This window comes from Pseudoxanthomonas sp. JC1303, from assembly GCF_058448525.1.
On sequence record NZ_CP185958.1, the window covers coordinates 1,658,114 to 1,680,457 of the forward strand.

Sequence of the window (22,344 nt, forward strand, 5' to 3'; positions counted from 1 at the left end):
ACAGGTCGTGGAGGCTCAAGCGGCGCATCGATTCGATCCGGGCCGGTGCGCCGCGACGCGGCGACGCATCGGCCCGCTGGCGGCTCAGTACTTCCAGTGCACCGTCATGCCAACGGTGCGCGGCCGCACGATGCCCTGGCCGATGCCGTTGACCTCGGCCACTTCCCGGGTGACCCCGCGCTTGTCGGTCAGGTTGGTGCTCCACAGGCTGACCTCGGTACCGCCGAAGGTCATGCTGTAGCGCAGGTCGAACAGGTTGTAGTTGCCCTGCACGTTCGGCGTCACGCCCGGCACGGCCGAGTTGAGGTCGCTGATGCCGCTGGACAGGTATTGGTGCGAGAGCGATACGGTCGGCGCATAGGCCGCATCGAAGTAGTAGCGCAGCGTGTTGTTGACCGACCAGTCGGCCGAGCCCGGCAGCTGCGAGCCAGCCGGCGCGGTGCCGTAGTAGAGGATGAACAGATCCTCATCCAGGCGCGCGTGTTGCCAGGTCACGCTGCTTGCCCACTCGAACTGGCCGCTCGGGCGCCACTGCGTGGACAGCTCGATGCCGCGGCTGTACGCCTTGCCGCCGTTGGCCGCGTAGTTGTAGAAATCCGGCGTCTGCAGGCGCAGCTGGATGTCCTTCCAGTCGACGTAGAACGCGGTGGCATCCAGCAGGAAGCGGCCATCGGCCCAGCTGGTGCGCGTGCCCAGTTCGTAGTTGACCAGGCTGTCGGACTTGGAGCCGGACGGGATCGGATAGGCGCTCAGCCCACTGGTGTTGGGCGTGCCGAAGCGGAAGCCTTCGGACACCAGGCCGTAGAACATGACGTTCCCGTTGGGCGTGTAGGACAGCGAGACCTTGGGATTGAAGCCGTCTTCCTTGGTCTGCGACGGGGTGACGATCGGGTTGCCCGGGTAGGTGGAGAAGCCGACCTGGGTGGAGATCGATTCGATCTTGGTGCGGAACAGGCGGCCGCCGACGGTCAGCTTCCACTCGGGGGTGAAGGAGAACGACCCTTCGCCGAACAGCGCCGCTTCCGAGCCGTCCAGGTGCGTGTAGAAGGCATTGAAGATGCGGCCATCCGGCGCGATCACCGCACCGGCGCCCGGGCCGTACAGCGAGGAGTTGTCGAAGGCCGCGGCCGCGCCGTCGGCGCCGATGGTTTCGTACAGGTCCTTGCTGGTGTCGAAGTACATGCCGCCAACCAGCCACTCCAAGCGGCTGCCGGTGTCCGATGCCAGGCGGACTTCCAGGCTCTTGCCGGTGCTCTCGCCCCCGGAATAGATCGCCAGCGGACTGGTCAGGTCCAGATCCAGGTCGGCGTTGTAGGCGCCGCGGATCGGCGTGTAGTCGAAGCGCCAGTCCTGCTTCTTCTTCTGGTAGGCCAGCAGCGCGGTCAGCGTTATGCCATCCAGGTCCTGGTCCAGGCGCAGGCTGTGCACGGCCACCTTGGTGTTGGTGTACTCGGGGACGGCGGTGTTGCGGGTCAGGTCGGCCAGGCCCTCGATCTGGTAGGCGTTATCGTCCGAGTCGGTGTTCTGCAGCAGGCTCAACCACGATAGCGTGGTGCCTTCGGCCGGGGTCAGCACCGCGGAGAAGCGCCCGCCGGCCAGCTTGGTGGTGTTGGCGCCCTGCTTGCCGGTGCCGATGTTGTCCAGGTAGCCCGGATCGTCGCGGTACTGGGCCACGGCGCGGAACGCCAGCAGGTCCTGCTTGACCGGCACGTTGACCATGGCCTTGGCGCCGAAGCCGACATCGGCGTTCTTGGTCTGGCTGACCGTGGCCTCGGCCGCCGCGTCGAAGCCGCTCGTATCGGCCACGTTGGCGATGTAGTTGATCGCGCCGCCCATTGAGGCCGAGCCGAACAGCGTGCCCTGCGGGCCGCGCAGCACCTCGACGCGGTTGAGGTCAAAGGTGTCGATGTCGGGCACCACGATGGTCCAGCCCGGCTCGGTCAGCGGCACCTCGTTGAGAAAGAAGCCGGTGGTGGCCTGGCCCTGCACATTGCCCGCGCTGGTGGCGATGCCGCGCATCACCACCTGCGACACGCCCGGCTGGTAGCTGTTGAACACCACGCCCGGGGTGCGCTGGATGTAGTCGGACAGGCTCTGCGCGCCCAGCGCGTCCAGTTCGGCCGCGGTGACGGCGCTGACCGAGCCGGCGATCTCGCGCACCGACTCGTTGCGCTTGCCGGCGGTGACGACGATGGTCTCAAGCTCCTTGGTCTGCGGCGTGGCGGCGCTGTCGCTGTCCTGGGCGAAGGCTGGCGTGGCGCTGGACACGGCGAAACCAAGCAGACAGGCGGCGCGCACGGCGCGGGAGAGAGCGGTGATCGGCAACGACTTCATGGCGGACGGTCCCCTTTGGACGGTTGGCGGGTTGGCGGAACCTCCGATGTCCCCCTGATGGCCAGCGCGACCTCCCCATCGCCTGGCAGCGAACTCCTGCTCGAGACCAGTAGTAGGTGAAATTCCAAACCGCGTCCAGCAGAAACCACGGAGCCTTTCACGCGCTCAATTACTTGATCTAGAAAGGAATTTATTCCGAACACGCCGCAGGAACGGTGGGTTACCATCGGCAATAACGCAGGATCTGCAGTCCCGGCCCGCCAATTGCGCACATCGTGCAGCGTGGCGGGCGGCCCCACCGCCACAAGAACCCCGCCATGTCAGCCAAATTGCCCGATCGCACCGACCTGAAGATCCTCGACGTGCTGCAGCAGGATGCACGGATCACCAACCAGGCCCTGGCCGACCGGGTCGCACTGTCGCCCAGCGCCTGCCTGGCGCGGGTGCGGGCGCTGGAGCAACGTGGCCTGATCCGCAGCTATCGCGCCCATGTCGCGGTGGACCGGATCCGCTCGGCGACCATCGTGCTGGCGCAGGTGAGCTTCAAGCAGCACGCCCTGGACGAGTTCACCGAGTTCGACCGCCGCATCCTGGACATGCCCGAGGTGGTCGAGGCCAGCCGCGTTTCCGGCTCCTACGACTATCTGCTGCGGGTGATCGTGCACGACGTGCACCACTGGAAGGACATCGCCCGCGCCCTGCTGGGCGGCGACTACGGCGTGGAGAAGATCGTCTCCCACTTCCTGATGGACGAGGTCAAACCGTTCTCCGGCTACCCACTGACGTTGAACACGCCGCGCGCCTGATCACCGACGGTGTTGCCCGCGTTGCCGAGCCGGCGCTGACCGCGCTTTAGCCCTGTGCCGCGGCCAGGGCCAGGCCCTGGACCACGCCGAAGGACGGATCGCCGTGCACCAGCCGCGCGCTGGGGAAGGCCTCGGCCGCCACCTGGCGCACGTAAGGCGCGCGCGACATGCCGCCGGTGAGGAACACCGCGTCCGGGGCATGGCCGATGTCGGCCGCCACCTGCGCCAGCAACGCCCGCAGCTCGCCGACGAATCCGCCGGCCGCGCTTGCCAGGCCCGCGGCCTGCAGCGACACCGCCAGGTCCGGCTCGATGTAGTCCAACGCGTCGACATGCGCGTCGGCGGCGCTCAGCGCGATCTTGCTGCGCTCCACGCTGCGCGACAGGCGCGCCGTGTTGCCGGTGTCCTGCAGCGCCTGCAGCCGGTCGCGGAACGGCTGCGGCACGCGTTCGCCAAAGCGGGCGCGGGCAAAGTCCCGCTGCCGGGTCTGGTCGTGCACGGTTGCCGCATCGGTGTAGTGATGATTGGGCACGCGCGTAAGCCCGCGCCCGAACAGCGGCATGAAGCCGGCCAGGCTCAGCGCCAGGTCCACATCGGTGCCGCCACGCGCCACGCCCCACGCCCGACGCACCTGCGGGGCCTGCGCGCCGCCGACATCGGCGTGGGCGATGTCGCTGGTGCCGCCGCCGATATCCACCACCACGACTTCGTGGCGCGCAGGACTGTCGGCGTGGTGGCCCATCGCCGCAGCCGAGGGCTCTTCCAGAAAGTCGATCGCATCGAAGCCCGCCGCCAGCGCTGCCTCGCGCAGGATCTCCAGCGCCTGGCCGTTGCCGGCCTCGCCCAGCGAGCTGCGGAACTGCACCGGCCGCCCCAGCGTGGCCGCGCGCACCGGCTGGCCGAACTGGCGCTGCGCGGTGAGCCGGATGTGCTCCAGGATGTGGGTGGCGATACCAGTGATGGTCTGCCGCGCGCGCGGATGCAGGTCGTAACCCAGCATCGACTTGGGGCTCTGCACCAGGTGGCCCTGGCCTTCGGCGAAATAGGCGTCCAGCGCGTCGTCGCCATAGACCGCATTCTGCAGCAGCGCGGCCGAACTGCGCGGCTGGCGCATCTGGTCTTCCATCCATTCGCGCCTCACCGCGCGCAGCGCATCACGGCGCAACGCGTCTTCGCCGCGGTCCTGGCCGGCGGCCAGCGCGTCACGCCGCCCCACTTCGATCAGCTGCTGCAGCTGGTATTCCTGCGCGGCGGTGAGCTGGAACTGATCCAGCTCCTGCATGACCTCGGGGAAATACACCGAGGTCTTGAACTGCCCCTGCTCACCGAACAGCACCGGCACGACCGCGCCCTCCACGACCGCTGCCGCCGCTGAATTGCTGGTGCCGAAATCGATGCCGAGCTTCATGACGCCCGCCGTGCCTGCGCGAAAAGGCCGCGCACTGTGCCGCAGCCGGCGATGGCGTGCAAATCCGGGCCCGCACCGGGCACACGGCCTGCGTTCATCGCGACGCCACCAAGCAGCGCCACCCAGGCGTACCAAAGACGCAGCAGCGCGTGGCGCGTTTGCTCCATAAAGATCTCGCGCGCGAGCCACGGCGTCGCTTGATAAGCACGAGCAACTGTCGCGCCACGAACGATCCTTCGTGACTACGGCGCATCGGGCCTAGTCCGCTCTGGCTGACGCTGACGGGAGCAAGCCGAAGCCCGGCCCAGGATTGATGGGACGATCGGGGCGCAGCCCTACCAGATGAGGCGCTCCCCCGCGAGCGTGATGGCCAGGCAGGCCAGCACATAGGCGAGGTTGGCCGCGGCCCTTGCGACCCACGGCCGCCCTGAAAGATCCAGCCCAGCGGCGCGTCCGAGCACGACGCCAGTGCCCAACAGAATAAACCAGGGGACGAAGAAGAACGCGGGCGCCCCACGCACCGCCATGGTCACCAGGTCATGGACCGCACCACAGACCACGAACGTCAGGATGAGCGCCAGCGGCCTTGGAACAACACGCTGCAGCGGCGAGTAGATGTAACGGCCCAGCACATAGCCAAAGACGGGATTCCAGTGCCGCCAGAAACCCGCGAACGTCGAGGCGCCAAACGCGCGATGAAACATGTTCCGCAGGCCGCCACGCGCGCCCGCAGGGACCCCGTTGCGATAGACGATGTACTGGGACAGGGAAAGCGCGTCGTGTTGCATGCTTTCAGTCTACTGCAATGCTTTTTGACGCGGCCTGGCACTGGGCGCGCGCGTGGGCAACACATCCGACCTGGACGATTGCGAACGCTGGACCTTCACCTCCGCAATCCCGGCTCCCCACCCAGCCGAGCCACGAATCGACTTCGGCTTGACTGAAGTTCAGGCGTCAACCCGCGTACGCCCGATCAGACCCAAGTGGGTCACTCCAAATCCATTCGAATATTTCAGACCATACCCTAGCGCGCGGTCGAGGCCGATGTGGGTCACCCAGATGATGCCGGCGATGACGGCCAGGGGCGCGGACAGCATGATTCCCGCCGCCAGCGTCGCCAGCGCGCCGATCAGGGAGTGCGCGACGTTGTAGGCCATGGCACCGACCTTGGGTCCGGCCAGATAGCCGAAAAAAGACAGGTCCGGCACGAGAAAGCAGAGGGCAAATGCTCCCCAACTCCCGCCATACCTTGCATAGGCCAGCAGGCTCACGACGAAGACGCAGAGCCCCTCAAGGCGAAGCAAGATCCGTACACCCCCCGATACCGCACCTGCCATGACACTTCTCCTGGCGCCTGACGCCCAAGCCAAGACGGCGTGGTCGGCCGCTATGTGTGATTCAGCGCCCTAGTTTATTGCGCGCAGGTCCCGGTAAGCGCGCAGCTGTGCGAGCGCTCACGTTTGTGAGAGGTCTTGACGCTGCAAGACGAAAATCCGATAGGCGCCGTTCCGTTGACGAACAGTCTGGTGTCTCGTGCCATGTTCAAGGGACCTAATGCCGGTGGTAAGACGCGTTGCGAAGCGAGACCGACTTTGAAGAAGCCTTAGGCGCTGCACGAAAGCTGCCTTGGCCCAATGCTTGTCGGCTAAGGCAACGCGCAGCATCTGCGACCAAACGGCCTACACATGAAGTTGGCGACCACCGGCGAACGCCCAATTTTCCCACGTCGTTTCCTTGAACACGACCATGGCATTCTCTGGGTCGTGACCGGCTGCCGCGAGGCCTTCCATGAGCTTGGACAGAAACTGCTTCTTGATCTTGACGCTTCGCCCAGCCGACAAAAGGATCTCGATCAAGACGAAGTCTTCGCTTCTGGCTCCTTTGACGTCGGGATAGCCTGCATCGAAGCGGAAGTCTTCATCGGTCAATTCCAAGACTCGCTGAAATCGGTCAGCCTCCGGCACACCAATGCTGACCAATGCGGCATGAACTGCCTCCAGGACCGAATCCTTGAAGTGCCTTGTCTTGGGCTTTTGAACCGTGAGCGTGATGAGCGGCATGGTGTCCTCCGGCGAGGTCTATGCTTCAGTGAAGCCGACCCGCGAAGCGGATGCGACTCGAATGTGTTGCGACGCGGCGATTCCACATCTGGAGCTGAGCGCCCTTGCAGATTCTTGCACGCCTCGACCGTCGGTGGGCGTGGGCCGCCCGGGCGGACAGGAGACGCGCAGACGTGAGCACAGCGGCCGCCGACAAAGGATCCATTCGGACTCGCGACACAGGACACAAGGCAATCGTCGTAGGGCGTGCAGCGAGCCGGCAATGTCTCGAACTCGCACTGCGCTCGCGGCGAAAGCGCGCAGCGAGATTTGGCCGCGCATCCTATGAATTCAACGACTTTTCCGACGGCCGGGTGCAGGGCCACTTCAGCCCTTGGCGCTGAGCGGTTCACGCGCTTGCCCGCAGCCGAATAGTGTTCGCGCCAAGATTTCGAGCACTGCGGATCTCGGCACACTCGACCAACCTCCCTGCTAAGCCATTCGCTGCGGCGGAACGGCTTGACGGTCAGCCTCGGCAGCAGCGGCGCCCATCGGGATGGATTGCCACGCTGCGTCGGCGCTTGAGCAAGGTTTACGACTCGTGCGCCGGCTTGACGACGATGGACTGCGCCGAGACTTCGGTCGGCCCGTGATAGACCGCCTCGATGTTGTTGCCGTCCGGGTCCAGCGCGAACGCGGCAAAGTAGCCGGGGTGATAGGCGCGCTCCCCCGGTGCGCCGTTGTCTCTCCCGCCGGCCGCCAATGCCGCTTGATGAAATGCACGGACGGCTTCGCGATCGGCCGCTTGAAAAGCAAGATGCACATTGGACGTCCGTGCCTCCGCTTGATCAATCCAAAGTTCGTCCGCGGCAAAGTAGCTTTCCGTCTCCTGAATGGCGTCTTGCCGTCCAATCGCCGTGAGAACACCTCGGTAGAATCGCTTGCTTGCTTCCAAGTTCCGCACGCGAAGATGGAGGTGATCAACGAGCCTGCCGCGACGCAAATCCATATCCTCTCCTTTCGGTCAACTGCGCCTAAAACCTGAGTTAAGCCGGGCCGTTTTGCGGCCGCAGCGACGTGACAATCTACCGCACGGCGGCGTGGCCGCGAAACGGCCTCGGCTTGAACGAATTGTTAGGCAATCAACGCTTGAGCCCAAGCAATATCTCTGTCCGAGCCTGATTTTCTTGCGACACCTTGGCTGAGAACGGTTGCTCGAGTGCGGCGCGCGCCCCTGACGGTGCGCCATCCAGTTGGCCGCGTTGGTCAATAAACCATAGCTCTTGGCTGTGAACATACGCACTGATCAGCTCCGCGCATTCCTGCTGTGAGCTCTCAGATGTGTCGAATGAGAATCCGCTGCCGGGCGCACCATCACTTGACGGGCCGTTGAGCGCGATCGCTTCAAAGGGGTCGTCCCAGGTCCTAGTCCCGCAATGAACTCTGAAGGAGGCGGCGAACGTGTAAAGGTGCAAATGCACGAACTCTATAGTCAATGCGTTGGGCCGCGTCCAGAACGTAGGTTTCGTTCTCTTGAATCCAAGACCCGAGAGTTGGCGATCCAAACGCCGCTTGACCTTTCCTGCGCCGGATCGCTTTTCGGAAATGTCCATTGATTGCCTAACGCTGGAGTTGAGCGGCGCGGGTACGGCGGAGAGCTCCTACGAAAAGGTGGACACCGTGGGTCAGACACATTGTGCCTCGAACTCGATCGGCGAACGATATCCCAAGGCCGAGTGTAAGCGGTGTTGGTTGTAGAAATTGATGTAGCTGCGAAGCGCGTGGCGCAGTGTCCGGTCGTCGGTGAAGCGTTGGCGGTGATACATGTCCGACTTCATCGACTTGTTCCACGACTCCACGTGGGCGTTGTCGGTCATGCGTCGCGGGCGGTTCACGCTCTGCACCAGGCCGGCCCTGCTTAGGACTTGCTTGAAGTCGCTGGCGAGAAACTCGACGCCGCGATCGCTGTGCACGAGCGTGCCCGGTGCAGGGCGTCGGTGGCGTACGGCCGCAGCGAGCGCGCGACAGGTCAGCGCGGCCGTCTTCTCCAGGCCCAGCGCCCAGCCCAGCAGGCGGCGCGAATAGCGGTCCATCACCGTGGCCAGATAGCGCCAGGTGCCCGCGACCTTCAGGTAGGTCACATCGGTCACCCACACCTGATCGCAGCGCTCAATGGTCAACGCATGGATCTGGTTGTCGACGCTGGCATAGAACCGGCCCAGGCCGGGCAGACGGCGATACAGCGAGGCCGAGCACGCGCGCACCGCGTGCTCGCGCATCAGGCGCTCGATCCGGCGGCGCCCGACCGGCTCGCCCTGCCGGCGCAGCTCGGCGTGCACGCGCGGACTGCCGTAGGTTTCCCGGCTCGCCCGATGCACCTGGCGAACCTTTGCGATCAGCCGTCCATCCTCCTGCGCGCGCTCACTGAGCGGACGGGCACGCCAAGCGTAGAAGCCGCTGGCACTGACCCCAAACAGGCGACACAGCCGCCTCACCGGGCAGTGCTCTTGCTGGGTCTGGATGAAGGCGAAGCGCTCGCTTTTCGTTCGGTAGTGAACGCGATCGCTTTTTTTAAAAGGTCATGCTCGACCTTCAGCTGCTCGTAGGCCTTCTTCACCCGACGCAGTTCCTTCAGCTCGGCCGCGACGGCCGGATCGACGTCCACACCCTTGACCATGATCGTGCCCTCGCGCGCCTGTTTGCGCCAACGAGACAGCATGAAGGGATGGATGTAAAGCGAGGCGGCAACGTCCTGCACCTGGACGCCGGGGAGCCGGCTGAGGCGCACGGCGGTGGCTTTGAATTGCTCGCTGTAGCGGGTCGTGGTTCTAGGGCCTGGCTTGGGCATGGGACACTCCTGAAAAGTTAGATCAGGGTGTCCACTAAACCGTGGGAACTATCGGTTCGGCTTGAATGAATTGTTAGACCACAGAGTGCTGGTCAAAAGTGTCGCTGTAATCGCGCCGACCCCAAATGCGGCGAGTGCGTTACCCGCGTAAGTCAGGCCGGAGGTGAGAGCAGTGGTGGCGATCACTGAAAAGCAGAAGCTGGCGAGCGCGTTGAGTGCGTTAGCCCGCGTAATGAGCAGCGCAGAGGAGTGGATGATCAGAGCCGGCAGGAAGGCCCCTAGGCCGAACACTATGAGAGCGTCCCATAGAGTGACGGTCCATCCAGCTGGCATGGCTATAGCGGCGGTGGCGCCTATCGCCGGGACCGCCAGGCCGCAAGTGAAGACCCCGGAAAAAGTGCCCGCCAGTATGCTCTTGAGTGGACCTTCCATGATGCCTCTCCTGTGGTCTAACGCCTGAGTTAAGCTGACTTGCGTAGTGGAGCCAAAGCCATGGCAAGCTTTTTCCGCCATGGCTTTGGTGTAACGAAGCAAGTTCGGCTTGAACGAATTGTTAGACCTTCTCGTCCGACGGCGATGCTTCTGGCGTGATATCTCGCAAGAAGTTGTATCGAATATGCCCGCTGGGCAGTTGCTCCACGACCCGCGCTAGCTTAGCAGTGGCGTTGCGAGAAATAAAGAATCGCCCAAGACTCTCTAGATAAGCTTCATCGCCAACAGGTGGAGTAAGCTGCAAAAGCTCCTCCCCGATACTGGTAAACTTCCAGACGGGAAGCTGGATTTCGCTTGTTATCGAACCCCGGTCCACAAGAAGAATTAGACCACCAGATACAAATACGACTTGTTGGATGGAAGGATCTGTGAACACGCGATAGTTTAAATCTGTGGGGTACATTGCCCCTAGCTCACTAATGGCGAAGTGGTGCCCTGGGTAAATATTTCTTTGATCTTTAAGCCATTCTTTGTCGTGGGTCGACAAAATAGCAGAGCCGTTATATATAACCGCTAGCGTTGTCATGAGTTCGAGCAGCGTTGCGTCAGCCTTGGTCAGGTTTCTCACAAAATCGAGTGTTTTGAGTGAGTAGCTACCTGGTTTTTTAATCTCACCCGATAGGATCCGTCCCCAGAGTTCTTGCATTTGCTCAGACGAAACATCTTCGGCAGCGCTGAAGAATCGATTTATCCAGTCTTCGTCGGGTCTTTCGTCCGGAACGTCTGTTTGATCTTGCAGTTCTATGGCAGAGATTGAAGTGATGCTCTCCACGTTGCGCTGGCGCTTTCGCTCTTTGTATTCAAGGCGCTGTGTAGCCCTAGTCTCGCCGTCGATTTGCTCTAGGATCAGCGTCTTGTCTTCTGGCTTTTGCCAGATCTCTACTTGACCATCTTTAAAGACGACAGGGAGATGATGCTGCTCAGCAACTTCCTTTAGCGCTGACGATATAACGCGGACCTCATGTGCTTTGGCATCAGCGTTCTTCCTGACTAGGTACGGCCCAGAGACTGCGCCAATACCTTGCGAAATTACTTCGATCAAGCGAGTGAGCGGTTTGCTGAGGCCGACAATGTCTTTGATTTCCACTGAATTCAGTACCTGTTGGCCGAGTAGTTAAGAAGAAGGTCTAACACCTGAATTAAGCCGAGCCGCGAAGCGGCTTCGGCTTGAATGAATTGTTAGGGCCCAACGCTGGACCCTTGGTCACCGACATCATAAATGTCCAGCCCCAGTGCAATGCCACGCTGGCCAAGGGAGAGCAGGACTTTTGCCGAAAGGGGCAGCCCGTCATTGCTGCTGCCCATGAAAAGGCCACAAAACAAGTCGGGTTGATAGTGGGTTAACGACTCCCAGATACTGAGATCTTGAGTAAGCTGCCCGAGGATCTCCAAGATCTGTGCCTCAAGGTCCTCCGGTTCGCGACGAGCCGCACTAAGTCGCCAGCTCCCGGTCTTGGCAATACGCACGATGCCGGTCTTGCTACCAATAAGCTCCTGGCCCTTCCAGCACGACTCCGTTGGACTTGCGCCGAGCAGTGCGGTGATCTCGTCAGGCACGAGGTCGTCTCCGAAGAATCGGAGTGTTGCGACGGAATGATCGATTGCTCCCATTGGGCCCTAACACTTGAATCAAGCCGAGCCGCGAAGCGGCTTCGGCTTGAATGAATTGTTGGGCGGCAACCTAGCCGAACTGGACGGCAAAAACATCACCTTCTCCCGTCTCTACCCGGTTGAAGTAGCGCCATGCGTCTGGGTAGCGAGCCGTTACATCAGCATGGCTGGAATACCAGATCTCTTGGATGTCCAGCTCCAAACCACGATCGGTGGCTCGCCAAAGCTCAATGCCGAGCAGGGGGACATGATTGGTTTGGAGAAGCTCTACGAAAGCGTGGGCATCCCCCGCAGCTAGACCGCGCTCGGCTGAGCCATGCTCGATCAGCGAGCAACCGTGCTCTTCCAGAGAGGCGAGTAGCTCCGAGTATAACTTGACGTGAGACTGATCGCCCATTGCCGCCTAACACCGGAATTAAGCCGACCCGCGAAGCGGGTTCGGCTTGAATGAATTGTTAGACGCGTCTTGACTCATGCGGGCTCATCCGATTCCCCAGAATGCATCTTTAAACGCGCCCCACAACTGCTTGAGAGTCTTGCCATTTCCGCTGCCGAGCGCGACTCGAACTAGCTGAACGATTGTAGCGACGCCAAGGGCAAGAAATACCACGAGCCCAACACCGTCTCGAAACAGGAAACGATCAGGCCAACGAGAATAAGAAGACCTCTGGTCGTGGCTGCCATGCCCATAAGCGCCTAACACTTGAATTAAGCCGCGACGCAAAGCGGCGTCGGCTTGAATGAATTGTTAGGCCGCAGACGGATCACTATGTACACACTGCAGATCCGACCAGCGACCACCTGAGTCTAAGCAAGCATCCGAGCCGATGAACTCGCGGATATACGGCAAGGCTGTAAGAAGAACAGCTGCCACCAGTGCCACTACAGCATAGCGGCTAGCAGGGCGATCGCGGCGCAGCAGGATGAACAGACCGACTCCCGCCAAGAAAGATGCGGCGGCCCAGGCCAAACGGTTGCCTGCGACAAATAACCAGCCGTCTGGGTTGGGTGAAGGCGGCCCGCCCGCGACCCATGCAGCAAAAATGGCACCGTTGAGCTGCAAAAGGCCCCAGATAATCCCGGCAGTCAAGAGAATCCATCTGAGCATCTTGCGGAAATCTCTCATGCGGCCTAACGCTGGAAATAAGCCGAACCGCGAAGCGGTTTCGGCTTGATTGACTTGTTAGGCCAGGACGGTCCAACGCGGATGGCCGACAGGGCGCGCGAGCCGACACGGCGATTGTCTTGTACTGCGTCCGATGCACGGCGTGCCACGTTGACCATCCGATGAGGTGACCTGCCAAGTGTCAGGCGGCACGATGACCGCTGCAAGCGGGAGCGCCATGCCAAGAAAGAAGCCACACGCCTAACGCCCGAGATAAGCCGACTGGCGAAGCCAGTGAGAGTTCCTACGAAAAGGTGGACACCGTGGGTCAGACACATTGTGCCTCGAACTCGATCGGCGAACGATATCCCAAGGCCGAGTGTAAGCGGTGTTGGTTGTAGAAATTGATGTAGCTGCGAAGCGCGTGGCGCAGTGTCCGGTCGTCGGTGAAGCGTTGGCGGTGATACATGTCCGACTTCATCGACTTGTTCCACGACTCCACGTGGGCGTTGTCGGTCATGCGTCGCGGGCGGTTCACGCTCTGCACCAGGCCGGCCCTGCTTAGGACTTGCTTGAAGTCGCTGGCGAGAAACTCGACGCCGCGATCGCTGTGCACGAGCGTGCCCGGTGCAGGGCGTCGGTGGCGTACGGCCGCAGCGAGCGCGCGACAGGTCAGCGCGGCCGTCTTCTCCAGGCCCAGCGCCCAGCCCAGCAGGCGGCGCGAATAGCGGTCCATCACCGTGGCCAGATAGCGCCAGGTGCCCGCGACCTTCAGGTAGGTCACATCGGTCACCCACACCTGATCGCAGCGCTCAATGGTCAACGCATGGATCTGGTTGTCGACGCTGGCATAGAACCGGCCCAGGCCGGGCAGACGGCGATACAGCGAGGCCGAGCACGCGCGCACCGCGTGCTCGCGCATCAGGCGCTCGATCCGGCGGCGCCCGACCGGCTCGCCCTGCCGGCGCAGCTCGGCGTGCACGCGCGGACTGCCGTAGGTTTCCCGGCTCGCCCGATGCACCTGGCGAACCTTTGCGATCAGCCGTCCATCCTCCTGCGCGCGCTCACTGAGCGGACGGGCACGCCAAGCGTAGAAGCCGCTGGCACTGACCCCAAACAGGCGACACAGCCGCCTCACCGGGCAGTGCTCTTGCTGGGTCTGGATGAAGGCGAAGCGCTCGCTTTTCGTTCGGTAGTGAACGCGATCGCTTTTTTTAAAAGGTCATGCTCGACCTTCAGCTGCTCGTAGGCCTTCTTCACCCGACGCAGTTCCTTCAGCTCGGCCGCGACGGCCGGATCGACGTCCACACCCTTGACCATGATCGTGCCCTCGCGCGCCTGTTTGCGCCAACGAGACAGCATGAAGGGATGGATGTAAAGCGAGGCGGCAACGTCCTGCACCTGGACGCCGGGGAGCCGGCTGAGGCGCACGGCGGTGGCTTTGAATTGCTCGCTGTAGCGGGTCGTGGTTCTAGGGCCTGGCTTGGGCATGGGACACTCCTGAAAAGTTAGATCAGGGTGTCCACTAAACCGTGGGAACTATCAGTTCGGCTTGATTGAGTTGTTAGGCCAGTGACGCCCAAGGCAAGTGGCCGGCCTTGCTGGCAAGCCAGCTAACGGCCTGTCACGCGATGCATCCGATGCGGTGCCTACCAAGTGATCTCTCCGACCAAGCCCTCAACCAAGTGTCCGTCAGCCGGTGTGCTCAAAGCAAACGCACGACCACACCGAGAAAGATGGAACCCGCCTAACGCTGGAAATAAGCCGAGCCGCGAAGCGGCTTCGGCTTGATTGACTTGTTAGGCCAGGACGGCCAAACGCACGTGGCCGGCGAGGCGTGCGCGCCGACAGGCTGGCCGTCTTGTACTGCGTCCGATGCAGGGCTCGCCACGTTGACCGTCCGATGAGGTGACCTGCCAAGTGTCAGACGGCGCGAAGGATGGTGCAAGCGGGAGCACCAAGCCAAAGTAGAAGCCACACGCCTAACACTTGAATTAAGCCGACACGCGAAGCGTGTTCGGCTTGAATGAACTGTTAGACCTGCGCTGCGACCAACTCACGGCAAGCCTCCAGAATCTCGGGCACGCAAGACTAAGCGGTAATGCCAACACCCTCGTGCCCGTACTGCTCATGGCTAAGAAGAGTAAAGCCAAGTAGGACGGTTGGGTAGTTGATTTTTCTGCAATCGCAGCGATCAAACCGCAACCTAAATTTGCGTCCATATCTCTAGAGAGAACTTGCCTAGCGACCCTGACTGCATCATGCATTGTCTCGAAGCTCTGCATAGTCTCTAAGCTGGTCTAACGCCTGAATTAAGCCGACCCGCTAAGCAGGTTCGGCTTGAATGAATTGTTAGGCCCCGAGCTCGCGGAGCCTAGCCTCAACTGCTTCACGATGCACGTATGGGTTGAGTACGCCCCAGCCACGCCCCGCGGTTATGTAAAAACACGCAACAGCGGCAACGGCACCGATAGCGACAAACAGCAGTTGCATGGCCAGTAGCGGCAGCACGTGCCCAAGCGCAGCCGCGACCGCACAGACAAAGACGAGCCCGAACCAAGCAAGAACTAGGTTGCGTCGAGCGGTTCGCGTGGAAGTATCGGAGTTGTCTAGGTGCTTCAGTACGGCACGGAGAAATTTACGTTCTTGCGCGGGCGACATTGTTGCTCCTCGGGGCCTAACTACTAGTAGACCCCTCGAAGGGGCGTTATCCGGATTCTGTGTGTGCCTTTAGCCGGCGTCAATCAGGCATTTCCTACGTCCCGTCGCGGTTTGCGGTGAGGGGAGGTGCAAGTCACTTCCGCTACCGTGTGCAGATAGAGGGTAAGGAGACCCCGATATGTCTTATGACGGCGCGCAGACCCCCATATCCAAAGCAGCGGCGGCGCAGGCGGCTCCGCGATTGTTGGACCAGGTTCGGGCACGTATGCGGCTCAAACACTACAGTTTGCGTACCGAACAGGCCTACCTGTACTGGATCCGCCGGTATATCCGGGCCAATGGACTGAAGCACCCGCGCGAACTTGACGGGGTCGCGGTGGAGAGCTTTCTCACCCGACTGGCGGTGCATGACCGCGTCGCCGCCAGTACGCAGAACCAGGCACTCTCCGCCCTGCTGTTCTTGTACCGGGAGGTGCTGGCGATCGATCTGCCCTGGATGGAGAACGTCGTGCGGGCCAAGCGCCCCCAGCGGCTGCCGGTGGTCCTCTCCACCGGACAGGTGACGGCCTTGCTCGGCTGTCTGTCCGGACGCGAGGCGCTGATGGCGGCGTTGCTGTATGGCAGTGGCCTGCGCTTGATGGAATGCGTCCGTTTGCGGGTCAAGGATGTGGATTATGCGCGTGGTGAGCTCACCATCCGCGCCGGCAAGGGCAGCAAGGACCGGGTGACGGTCTTGCCCACGGCAGTCCGGGCCGATCTGCGCCGCCAGATCGAATGCGTGCGATCGCTCCACATGAGCGACCTGGCCAAGGGGCTAGGCGCGGTCTACCTGCCCTTTGCGCTGGCCCGCAAGTATCCGGCCGCTTACCGGGAACTGGCCTGGCAATACGTCTTTCCCGCCACGCGCTGCTCGGTCGATCCGCGCGATGGTGCGCGCAAGCGGCACCACATCGATGAAAAGGTGCTGCAGCGCGCGGTCAGGAGCGCGGCGCTCGGTCTGGGAATGGACAAGCCGGTCTCCCCTCACACCCTGCGTCACTGCTTTGCCACGTACCTGCTTGAGTCCGGCGCGGATATCCGCACGGTCCAGGAACTGCTGGGCCATAAGGATGTGACCACCACGCAGATCTATACCCACGTGCTCAACCGAGGCGCACGCGGCGTGGTGAGTCCACTGGATCGGTGAAATCCGCTCCGCGCACGGCCAGTGACCTGCGATGGACCCAGCAGCCGCTTTCACGGCCGCAGACCATGCATGGGCAGGGATCGCCGCGTCAGGTCATGACGGTCCTCAGAACACCCGGCAGAACACCGCCTTGAGGTAGCGCGATTCCTGCACGTGGGCCATGAACGGATGGTCCGGTCCGGCCCCGGCGACTTTCAGGATCTGGATGGTGCGGCCGGAGAAATAGGCCGCGCGGCGCAGCATGTCCAGGAACTGGTCCTCGGCGACCAGGCCGGTGCAGGAGAATGTCGCGAACAGCCCACCGGGCTTGACCACGCCCAGGGCCAGCTTGTTCATGTCCAGGTATTTCTTGAGCGCGGTGATGACCTGCTCGCGGTCGCGGGTCATCTTGGCCGGGTCCAGGATGACCACGTCATAGGCATCGCCGCGCGCGGCCGCATCGCGCAGGTAGGGGAAGATGTCGGCCTGCACGAATTTGGGCCGCACGTTGTTCAGCCGTGCATTGCCCTTGGCGATGGCGATCACGTCCTGGTCGATGTCCACGCCCAGCACCTCGGTCGCCCCACGCGCGGCCGCATACACGGCAAAGCCGCCGGTGTTGCAGCACAGATCCAACACGGTCTTGCCTTCCACGTGCTGGCTGAGCCACTGGCGGTTCTCGCGCTGGTCGGCGAAGAAGCCGGTCTTGTGCGCGCCAGCCGGGTCGGCGCGGAACTTCACCCCGTACTCGGTGATCACCTCGGCCTCGGTGCCGGCGGTGTTGTGGAAGTCGAAGCTCTCCTGCTTCTGCACGTGCTCGTCGGCGAAGCTGTGGAAGCGGCAACCGGGGAACTGCGCGCGCAGGGCGTCGTAGATCCACTCGCGGTGGCGGAACATGCCGGCGGCAAAGAACTCCACCACGATCAGGTCGCCGTAGCGGTCCACCACCAGGCCGGACAGGCCATCGCCCTCGGCGTGGACCACGCGCCAGGCATCGGTGGTGGCGTCCAGCTTGAGCACCTCGCGGCGTAGCGAGACGGCCTGGGCGATCTTGGCGTGGAACCAGGCCGCGTCGACCTGCACGTCCGGATCGGTCTCCAGGATGCGCACGGCGATGCGCGAATGGCCGTTGTAGAAACCGCGGCCGACCCAGTCGCCGTCCACGCCGAACACATCGACGATGGTGCCCGGCTTGGGCTTTTGCGGCGGCTTGTCCACCAGTTTCTGGAAGATCCACGGGTGGCTGGAACGCCAGGCGTTCTTCAGGCGGACGGCAGGATTGGGCATGTTCATCGGCCTATTGTAGAAGGCCACGGCGTTTGGAACCGATCTCGCGTGTTGGCCAGGCCCCCGCCTTCGTGCGCGGTGGGAGTCGCCCTTGTGGCCTTTTCGGCCAATGGCGGCGATGAAGCCTTCCAGGGAAAGCCCATCGCCGCCATGGCGGCTCCCACGGGGTGTTTCCAGCGGCGACGCCTCACCGTTTGGTGGGAGCCGCTACAGCGGCGATGGGACTCTCCTGTAACGCCCTGTCGCTGGTGGAGCAGCTCCCACAACAAGGTGCGTGGACGATTGCGACGGCAACCAAATCGTCCCGCCCGCAACACTGCGGCGCACGCCGCGCGCTTTGCCCCGTCACGCATTAGCCGCGACAATGGCGTGCTTGGCCGCTTCGGCGGTCCTCCTCGCCGGGTCGACGACACCGGTGTCCAGGGCCGTTCCGGCCAAGGGTGGCGCGCGTCCCCCCGTTCGTGCGCGTCCCCATCGCCTATCCCCGCCTTCGCAAGAGAGACCGATCCCGCATGTCCGACACGCCCAAGATCCTCTACACGCTGACCGACGAAGCCCCGTTCCTGGCCACCCAGTCCCTGCTGCCCATCATCGATGCCTACACCGATACGGCCGGGATCGTCGTGGAGACCCGCGACATCTCCCTGGCCGGACGCATCCTGGCGCAGTTCCCGGACCTGCTGAGCGATGCGCAGAAGGTCTCCGACGATCTGACCGAGCTGGGCGAGCTGGCGACCACGCCGGAAGCCAACATCATCAAGCTGCCCAACATCTCGGCCTCCATGCCGCAGCTCAAGGCGGCCATCAAGGAGCTGCAGGACCAGGGCTATCCGCTGCCGGACTATCCGGATGAACCCAAGACCGACGCAGAGAAGGACATCAAGGCCCGCTACGACCGGACCAAGGGCAGCGCGGTCAACCCGGTGCTGCGCGAAGGCAACTCCGACCGCCGCGCGCCGCTGTCGGTCAAGAACTACGCCCGCAAGCACCCGCACCGCATGGGCAAGTGGTCCACCGAGTCCAAGACCCACGTGGCGCACATGGAGTCCGGTGACTTCTTCGGCAGCGAAACGTCGACCACCCTCAAGGAGGCGGGCGCGCTGAAGATCAGCTTTGTCGGCAACGACGGCAGCACCACCGTCCTCAAAGACAAGGTGGCGGTCAAGGCCGGCGAGATCGTCGATGCGGCGGTGATGAGCAAGCGGGCGCTGGCCAGCTTCATCGATGCGCAGATCACCGATGCCAAGGCCCAGGGCGTGCTGTTCTCGGTGCACCTGAAGGCCACGATGATGAAGGTCTCCGACCCGGTGCTGTTTGGCGTGGTGGTCGAGGAGTTCTACAAGGACGTGCTGGCCAAGCACGCCGACGCGCTGGCCTCGGTCGGCTTCAACCCCAACAACGGCATCGGCGACCTGTACACGGTCATCGCCAAGCTGCCGGCCGAGCAGGCCGCGGCGATCAAGGCCGACGTGGAGGCCGAGTACGCCCAGCGCCCGGCGCTGGCGATGGTCAACTCGGACAAGGGCATCACCAATCTGCACGTGCCCTCGGACGTGATCATCGATGCCTCGATGCCGGCCATGATCCGCGACAGCGGCAAGATGTGGAATGCCAAGGGCGAGCTGCAGGACACCAAGGCGGTGATCCCGGACCGCTGCTATGCCGGCGTGTACCAGGCCACCATCGATGACTGCCGTGAGCACGGTGCGTTCGACCCGGCCACCATGGGCTCGGTGCCCAACGTGGGCCTGATGGCGCAGAAGGCCGAGGAATACGGCAGCCACGACAAGACCTTCCAGATCGCCGGCGACGGCAAGGTGGTGGTGACCGATGCCTCGGGCGCGACCGTGTTCGAGCACGCGGTGGAAGCCGGCGATCTGTGGCGCATGTGCCAGGTCAAGGACGCGCCGATCCAGGACTGGGTCAAGCTGGCCGTCACCCGCGCCCGCCTCAGCGACACCCCGGCGGTGTTCTGGCTGGACACCGCCCGCGCCCACGACGCGCAGGTGATCGCCAAGGTCGAGACCTACCTGAAGGACCACGACACCAACGGCTTGGACATCCGCATCCTGCCGCCGCTGGAAGCGACCAAGTTCACCCTGGAGCGCATCCGCAAGGGCCAGGACACCATCTCGGTAACCGGCAACGTGCTGCGCGACTACCTGACCGACCTGTTCCCCATCATGGAGCTGGGCACCAGCGCCAAGATGCTCTCCATCGTGCCGCTGATGGCCGGCGGCGGCCTGTTCGAGACCGGCGCGGGTGGTTCGGCGCCCAAGCACGTGCAGCAGTTCCTGGAAGAGGGCTATCTGCGCTGGGATTCGCTGGGCGAGTTCCTGGCTCTGGCCGCCTCGCTGGAGCATCTGGGCCAGGCCTACGACAACCCGGCCGCCACCGCGCTGGCCAAGGCGCTGGACGTGGCCAACGGCCAGTTCCTGGACAGCAACAAGTCGCCGGCGCGCAAGGTGGGCGAGATCGACAACCGCGGCAGCCACTTCTACCTGGCCCTGTACTGGGCCCAGGCCCTGGCCGCGCAGGACGCGCACGCCGAGCTGAAGGCCAAGTTCACCGCGCTCGCCAAGACCCTGGCCGAGCAGGAAGCCACCATCGTGGGCGAGCTCAATGGCGCCCAGGGCACGCCGCAGGACATCGGTGGCTATTACCACCCGGACCTGGCCAAGTGCGCGGTGGCCATGCGCCCCAGCAAGACCTTCAACGACGCGCTGGCACAGTTGGGCAAGTAGGACACGCGCGCGCCTGTCGGCCCCGGACCGGGGCCGGCGGGTGGGCGCGCCGCGTGAGCTCACCGCGCAAGGCGGTGCTGCGAAGGTGGAGACTTCATCACCCTGTGTTGCCCTGACGCTGCAATAGCCTCACCCGGACAGCGGTCGTCCGGGTGGCGGCTGGTCCGAATGCGCCATCAAGAGCTAAGGGGGACTTCGTGGCCAAGGTGTTGATCATGGGCTCGGATCTGCAGAGCGAGCTCGCATTGCTGCAGGAGCTGCAGGCCACGGCCGATGCGCCAGGCCTGGTCCTGGACCTGTGCCACGACCTGGCCGACTGCGACCTGATGGTGGTCCGCGACAACCCGGTGCTGCGCAAAGCGGCACGGCGCATCCTGGTCAGTCATCCGCACCTGCCGATGTGGTCGCTGGCCGAGGACGGCCAACTGTTCGACGCCCTGCAGGATCCTCCGCGTGCCCTGGACCTGCCCCAGGTCCGCGCCACCTTGCGTGCCCTGGAACCGGACGTGGTGCAGGCGCAGGCCCCGGCGACACCGCCGCGCCCCGTGGAGCCCGTCCCGACGCGGTCGCCCCCGCCTCCACCCCAGCCATCCGCACTGACCTTCGAGGCGCCGCCACCTGCCGATTCTGGCCCGCTCGGCGAATCGATCCGGTCACGGCTGCTCGCGGCCGACACGGTCAGCGCGCTGGCCCTGGACGGGAAGGTGTGCCTGCTGCTGGACTTCCGCCGCCTGCTTGCGCTGGCCGCTCCCGGTGCCGATCTGCAGGGCCAGTCGCCCGAGCAGTTCCTGGGCCGGCATTTTTTCCGGCTGTCGCAGCATGCGCTGCAGGCGTCGCGCTACTCGGCGCTGTTCGTGGACCTGCCGAGCGTGCCGCTGATCCCGCTGCTGTGGCAGGCCACCCTGCGCATGCAGGTCGAGCCAGTGCTGCTGGAGCCCCTGCACGAAGGCTGCCGGATGCGCCTGGCGCGCTGGCCGGACTTCCGCGTGCTGGCCCATCGCCACGATGACTTCCGCATGTGCTCGCTGCTGCTGCACCGCCCTTGTACCGCCGCCGAGGCCGGCCAGGCGCTGGACGTGGACACCGGCGCCGCGCGCGCGTTCTTCAATGCCGCCTGGCTGACCGGTTACGCGCAGGTGGAGTCCAGCACGCCCCAGGCCGGCACACCCGGTTCGGCGGAAGCCACGCGCGGGGCGGGATCGTTGTTGGCCAACATGTGGCGTGGCGTGCGCGGCAAGAAAGGCGCGTAGGCGCCTGGTTCCGGTGCTGCCGGTCGACGTGCGCTAGCCCGACCGGATCATGCGGATCATGGGCGCGCGCATGCGGGAGATCCGATCGACCGAGCTGAGGGGTTCGGCTGGCTGAGCCCTGTCGCTGCGGCTTCGGCTTCGACTGCGAAGTCACCGCTGACGCAGCATCGAGACGCTATCCCAGGGGCCGTCAGGCCAGATTGAGTTGCCAGCTCACGCCGAAGCGATCGTTCACCCAGCCGAAGCGCTGGCTGAAGCCGTAGTCGCCCGGTGGCATCAGCGCGGTGCCGCCTTCGGACAGCGCCGCCCAGGCGCGCTCCAACTCGGCCAGGTCGGCGCACTCGACGAACAGCGACAAGGACGGGGTGAAATCGAAGGCGTGCGTCGCCGGCGAATCGGTGCAGGCCAGCGCCTGCCCGGCCACGGTGAAGCGCGCGCGCATCACGCTGCCTTCCGGCCCCGGGCCCTGCGCGCCATAGCGCAGCACCTCGTCGATGCGCGAATCGGCAAACAGGCCGGTATACAGCGCCATCGCCGCCTCCGACTCGCCGTGCTGGAACATGAGCTGGGGAATCAGGGAATGGGCCATGGGTC

22 protein-coding genes are annotated in these 22,344 nt (G+C 63.7%); 5 read left to right on the top strand and 17 right to left on the bottom strand.

The features are described 5' to 3' along the window. Window positions 1–84 precede the first annotated feature (84 nt). A complete protein-coding gene (locus tag ACORQU_RS07260) occupies window positions 85–2,334 on the bottom strand; it encodes a TonB-dependent receptor (RefSeq protein WP_491644216.1) in 2,250 nt (749 codons plus the stop codon). 317 nt (window positions 2,335–2,651) lie between these two features. Here ACORQU_RS07260 and ACORQU_RS07265 point away from each other — a divergent pair, with 317 nt between their 5' ends. Next, a complete protein-coding gene (locus ACORQU_RS07265) occupies window positions 2,652–3,140 on the top strand; it encodes an Lrp/AsnC family transcriptional regulator (protein WP_491644218.1) in 489 nt (162 codons plus the stop codon). 46 nt (window positions 3,141–3,186) lie between these two features. Here ACORQU_RS07265 and ACORQU_RS07270 read toward each other — a convergent pair whose 3' ends face one another. From ACORQU_RS07270 to ACORQU_RS07320, 11 genes are all read right to left on the bottom strand, one after another. Beyond that, complete coding sequence (locus ACORQU_RS07270; RefSeq protein WP_491644220.1) at window positions 3,187–4,548, bottom strand: Hsp70 family protein; 1,362 nt, start codon at window positions 4,546–4,548, stop codon at window positions 3,187–3,189. A gap of 335 nt (window positions 4,549–4,883) precedes the next feature. Then, window positions 4,884–5,336 (bottom strand): MBOAT family O-acyltransferase, encoded by a 453-nt coding sequence (locus ACORQU_RS07275; protein ID WP_491644222.1) that lies wholly within the window; start codon window positions 5,334–5,336, stop codon window positions 4,884–4,886. A gap of 159 nt (window positions 5,337–5,495) precedes the next feature. Continuing rightward, on the bottom strand, window positions 5,496–5,885 hold the full coding sequence (locus tag ACORQU_RS07280; RefSeq protein WP_491644223.1) for a DUF4260 domain-containing protein: 390 nt from the start codon (window positions 5,883–5,885) through the stop codon (window positions 5,496–5,498). 342 nt (window positions 5,886–6,227) lie between these two features. Next, entirely contained in the window at window positions 6,228–6,608 is a 381-nt protein-coding gene (locus tag ACORQU_RS07285) for a tautomerase family protein (RefSeq protein ID WP_491644225.1), read from the bottom strand. 571 nt (window positions 6,609–7,179) lie between these two features. Further along, window positions 7,180–7,596 carry a VOC family protein gene (locus ACORQU_RS07290; RefSeq protein WP_491644226.1) on the bottom strand — a complete coding sequence of 139 codons (417 nt, stop codon included), beginning with the start codon at window positions 7,594–7,596 and terminating at the stop codon, window positions 7,180–7,182. Window positions 7,597–7,729: 133 nt separating this feature from the next. Next, on the bottom strand, window positions 7,730–8,200 hold the full coding sequence (locus ACORQU_RS07295; protein ID WP_491644228.1) for a hypothetical protein: 471 nt from the start codon (window positions 8,198–8,200) through the stop codon (window positions 7,730–7,732). Between the two features lie 72 nt (window positions 8,201–8,272). Further along, a complete protein-coding gene (locus ACORQU_RS07300) occupies window positions 8,273–9,109 on the bottom strand; it encodes an IS3 family transposase (RefSeq protein WP_491645001.1) in 837 nt (278 codons plus the stop codon). After that, window positions 9,079–9,435: a transposase gene (locus ACORQU_RS07305; protein ID WP_491644229.1), complete on the bottom strand. Its 357-nt coding sequence runs from the start codon at window positions 9,433–9,435 to the stop codon at window positions 9,079–9,081. Before ACORQU_RS07305 ends, ACORQU_RS07300 begins: the two co-directional genes overlap by 31 nt. 48 nt (window positions 9,436–9,483) lie before the next feature. Then, window positions 9,484–9,867 (bottom strand): hypothetical protein, encoded by a 384-nt coding sequence (locus ACORQU_RS07310; protein WP_491644231.1) that lies wholly within the window; start codon window positions 9,865–9,867, stop codon window positions 9,484–9,486. A gap of 121 nt (window positions 9,868–9,988) precedes the next feature. After that, window positions 9,989–11,014: a DUF2806 domain-containing protein gene (locus ACORQU_RS07315; protein ID WP_491644232.1), complete on the bottom strand. Its 1,026-nt coding sequence runs from the start codon at window positions 11,012–11,014 to the stop codon at window positions 9,989–9,991. Between the two features lie 92 nt (window positions 11,015–11,106). Next, window positions 11,107–11,538: a DUF4279 domain-containing protein gene (locus tag ACORQU_RS07320; RefSeq protein WP_491644234.1), complete on the bottom strand. Its 432-nt coding sequence runs from the start codon at window positions 11,536–11,538 to the stop codon at window positions 11,107–11,109. A gap of 13 nt (window positions 11,539–11,551) precedes the next feature. On the opposite strand from ACORQU_RS07320, the gene ACORQU_RS07325 reads away from it, so the two are divergent. After that, window positions 11,552–11,836, top strand: coding sequence for a hypothetical protein (locus tag ACORQU_RS07325; RefSeq protein WP_491644236.1), 285 nt, complete (start codon window positions 11,552–11,554; stop codon window positions 11,834–11,836). A 450-nt stretch (window positions 11,837–12,286) separates the two neighbouring features. On the opposite strand, the gene ACORQU_RS07330 is transcribed toward ACORQU_RS07325, so the two are convergent. The 3 genes from ACORQU_RS07330 to ACORQU_RS07340 form a co-directional block, all read right to left on the bottom strand. Beyond that, a complete protein-coding gene (locus ACORQU_RS07330; RefSeq protein ID WP_491644238.1) occupies window positions 12,287–12,664 on the bottom strand; it encodes a hypothetical protein in 378 nt (125 codons plus the stop codon). A gap of 307 nt (window positions 12,665–12,971) precedes the next feature. Then, window positions 12,972–13,808 carry an IS3 family transposase gene (locus ACORQU_RS07335; RefSeq protein ID WP_491645001.1) on the bottom strand — a complete coding sequence of 279 codons (837 nt, stop codon included), beginning with the start codon at window positions 13,806–13,808 and terminating at the stop codon, window positions 12,972–12,974. Then, complete coding sequence (locus ACORQU_RS07340) at window positions 13,778–14,134, bottom strand: transposase (RefSeq protein WP_491644229.1); 357 nt, start codon at window positions 14,132–14,134, stop codon at window positions 13,778–13,780. The genes ACORQU_RS07335 and ACORQU_RS07340 overlap by 31 nt, the downstream gene beginning before the upstream one ends. A 1,348-nt stretch (window positions 14,135–15,482) precedes the next feature. Here ACORQU_RS07340 and ACORQU_RS07345 point away from each other — a divergent pair. Then, on the top strand, window positions 15,483–16,490 hold the full coding sequence (locus ACORQU_RS07345) for an integron integrase (protein WP_491644240.1): 1,008 nt from the start codon (window positions 15,483–15,485) through the stop codon (window positions 16,488–16,490). Window positions 16,491–16,595: 105 nt separating this feature from the next. Here the strand turns inward: ACORQU_RS07345 and ACORQU_RS07350 are convergent, their stop codons facing one another. Continuing rightward, window positions 16,596–17,762, bottom strand: a complete 1,167-nt coding sequence (locus ACORQU_RS07350) for a class I SAM-dependent rRNA methyltransferase (protein ID WP_271647995.1) — start codon at window positions 17,760–17,762, stop codon at window positions 16,596–16,598. 506 nt (window positions 17,763–18,268) lie between these two features. On the opposite strand from ACORQU_RS07350, the gene ACORQU_RS07355 reads away from it, so the two are divergent. Together ACORQU_RS07355 and ACORQU_RS07360 are read left to right on the top strand one after the other, a co-directional pair. Continuing rightward, window positions 18,269–20,500: an NADP-dependent isocitrate dehydrogenase gene (locus ACORQU_RS07355; RefSeq protein WP_491644242.1), complete on the top strand. Its 2,232-nt coding sequence runs from the start codon at window positions 18,269–18,271 to the stop codon at window positions 20,498–20,500. 197 nt (window positions 20,501–20,697) lie between these two features. Then, the gene (locus ACORQU_RS07360; RefSeq protein WP_491644243.1) at window positions 20,698–21,750 is read left to right on the top strand and encodes a hypothetical protein; all 1,053 of its coding nucleotides are present in this window, start codon (window positions 20,698–20,700) and stop codon (window positions 21,748–21,750) included. 190 nt (window positions 21,751–21,940) lie between these two features. Here ACORQU_RS07360 and ACORQU_RS07365 read toward each other — a convergent pair whose 3' ends face one another. Further along, complete coding sequence (locus tag ACORQU_RS07365) at window positions 21,941–22,339, bottom strand: VOC family protein (protein WP_491644245.1); 399 nt, start codon at window positions 22,337–22,339, stop codon at window positions 21,941–21,943. Window positions 22,340–22,344 lie beyond the last annotated feature (5 nt).

Excerpts from the sequence above, each read along its gene's own strand:
- ACORQU_RS07320 (WP_491644234.1), bottom strand. The coding sequence starts at position 11,538 with ATGGGAGCAATCGATCATTCCGTCGCAACACTCCGATTCTTCGGAGAC.
- ACORQU_RS07265 (WP_491644218.1), top strand. The coding sequence starts at position 2,652 with ATGTCAGCCAAATTGCCCGATCGCACCGACCTGAAGATCCTCGACGTG.
- ACORQU_RS07345 (WP_491644240.1), top strand. The coding sequence starts at position 15,483 with ATGTCTTATGACGGCGCGCAGACCCCCATATCCAAAGCAGCGGCGGCG.
- ACORQU_RS07365 (WP_491644245.1), bottom strand. The coding sequence starts at position 22,339 with ATGGCCCATTCCCTGATTCCCCAGCTCATGTTCCAGCACGGCGAGTCG.
- ACORQU_RS07260 (WP_491644216.1), bottom strand. The coding sequence starts at position 2,334 with ATGAAGTCGTTGCCGATCACCGCTCTCTCCCGCGCCGTGCGCGCCGCC.
- ACORQU_RS07350 (WP_271647995.1), bottom strand. The coding sequence starts at position 17,762 with ATGAACATGCCCAATCCTGCCGTCCGCCTGAAGAACGCCTGGCGTTCC.
- ACORQU_RS07275 (WP_491644222.1), bottom strand. The coding sequence starts at position 5,336 with ATGCAACACGACGCGCTTTCCCTGTCCCAGTACATCGTCTATCGCAAC.
- ACORQU_RS07305 (WP_491644229.1), bottom strand. The coding sequence starts at position 9,435 with ATGCCCAAGCCAGGCCCTAGAACCACGACCCGCTACAGCGAGCAATTC.
- ACORQU_RS07285 (WP_491644225.1), bottom strand. The coding sequence starts at position 6,608 with ATGCCGCTCATCACGCTCACGGTTCAAAAGCCCAAGACAAGGCACTTC.
- ACORQU_RS07290 (WP_491644226.1), bottom strand. The coding sequence starts at position 7,596 with ATGGATTTGCGTCGCGGCAGGCTCGTTGATCACCTCCATCTTCGCGTG.
- ACORQU_RS07270 (WP_491644220.1), bottom strand. The coding sequence starts at position 4,548 with ATGAAGCTCGGCATCGATTTCGGCACCAGCAATTCAGCGGCGGCAGCG.
- ACORQU_RS07340 (WP_491644229.1), bottom strand. The coding sequence starts at position 14,134 with ATGCCCAAGCCAGGCCCTAGAACCACGACCCGCTACAGCGAGCAATTC.
- ACORQU_RS07330 (WP_491644238.1), bottom strand. The coding sequence starts at position 12,664 with ATGAGAGATTTCCGCAAGATGCTCAGATGGATTCTCTTGACTGCCGGG.
- ACORQU_RS07280 (WP_491644223.1), bottom strand. The coding sequence starts at position 5,885 with ATGGCAGGTGCGGTATCGGGGGGTGTACGGATCTTGCTTCGCCTTGAG.
- ACORQU_RS07295 (WP_491644228.1), bottom strand. The coding sequence starts at position 8,200 with ATGGACATTTCCGAAAAGCGATCCGGCGCAGGAAAGGTCAAGCGGCGT.
- ACORQU_RS07355 (WP_491644242.1), top strand. The coding sequence starts at position 18,269 with ATGTCCGACACGCCCAAGATCCTCTACACGCTGACCGACGAAGCCCCG.
- ACORQU_RS07310 (WP_491644231.1), bottom strand. The coding sequence starts at position 9,867 with ATGGAAGGTCCACTCAAGAGCATACTGGCGGGCACTTTTTCCGGGGTC.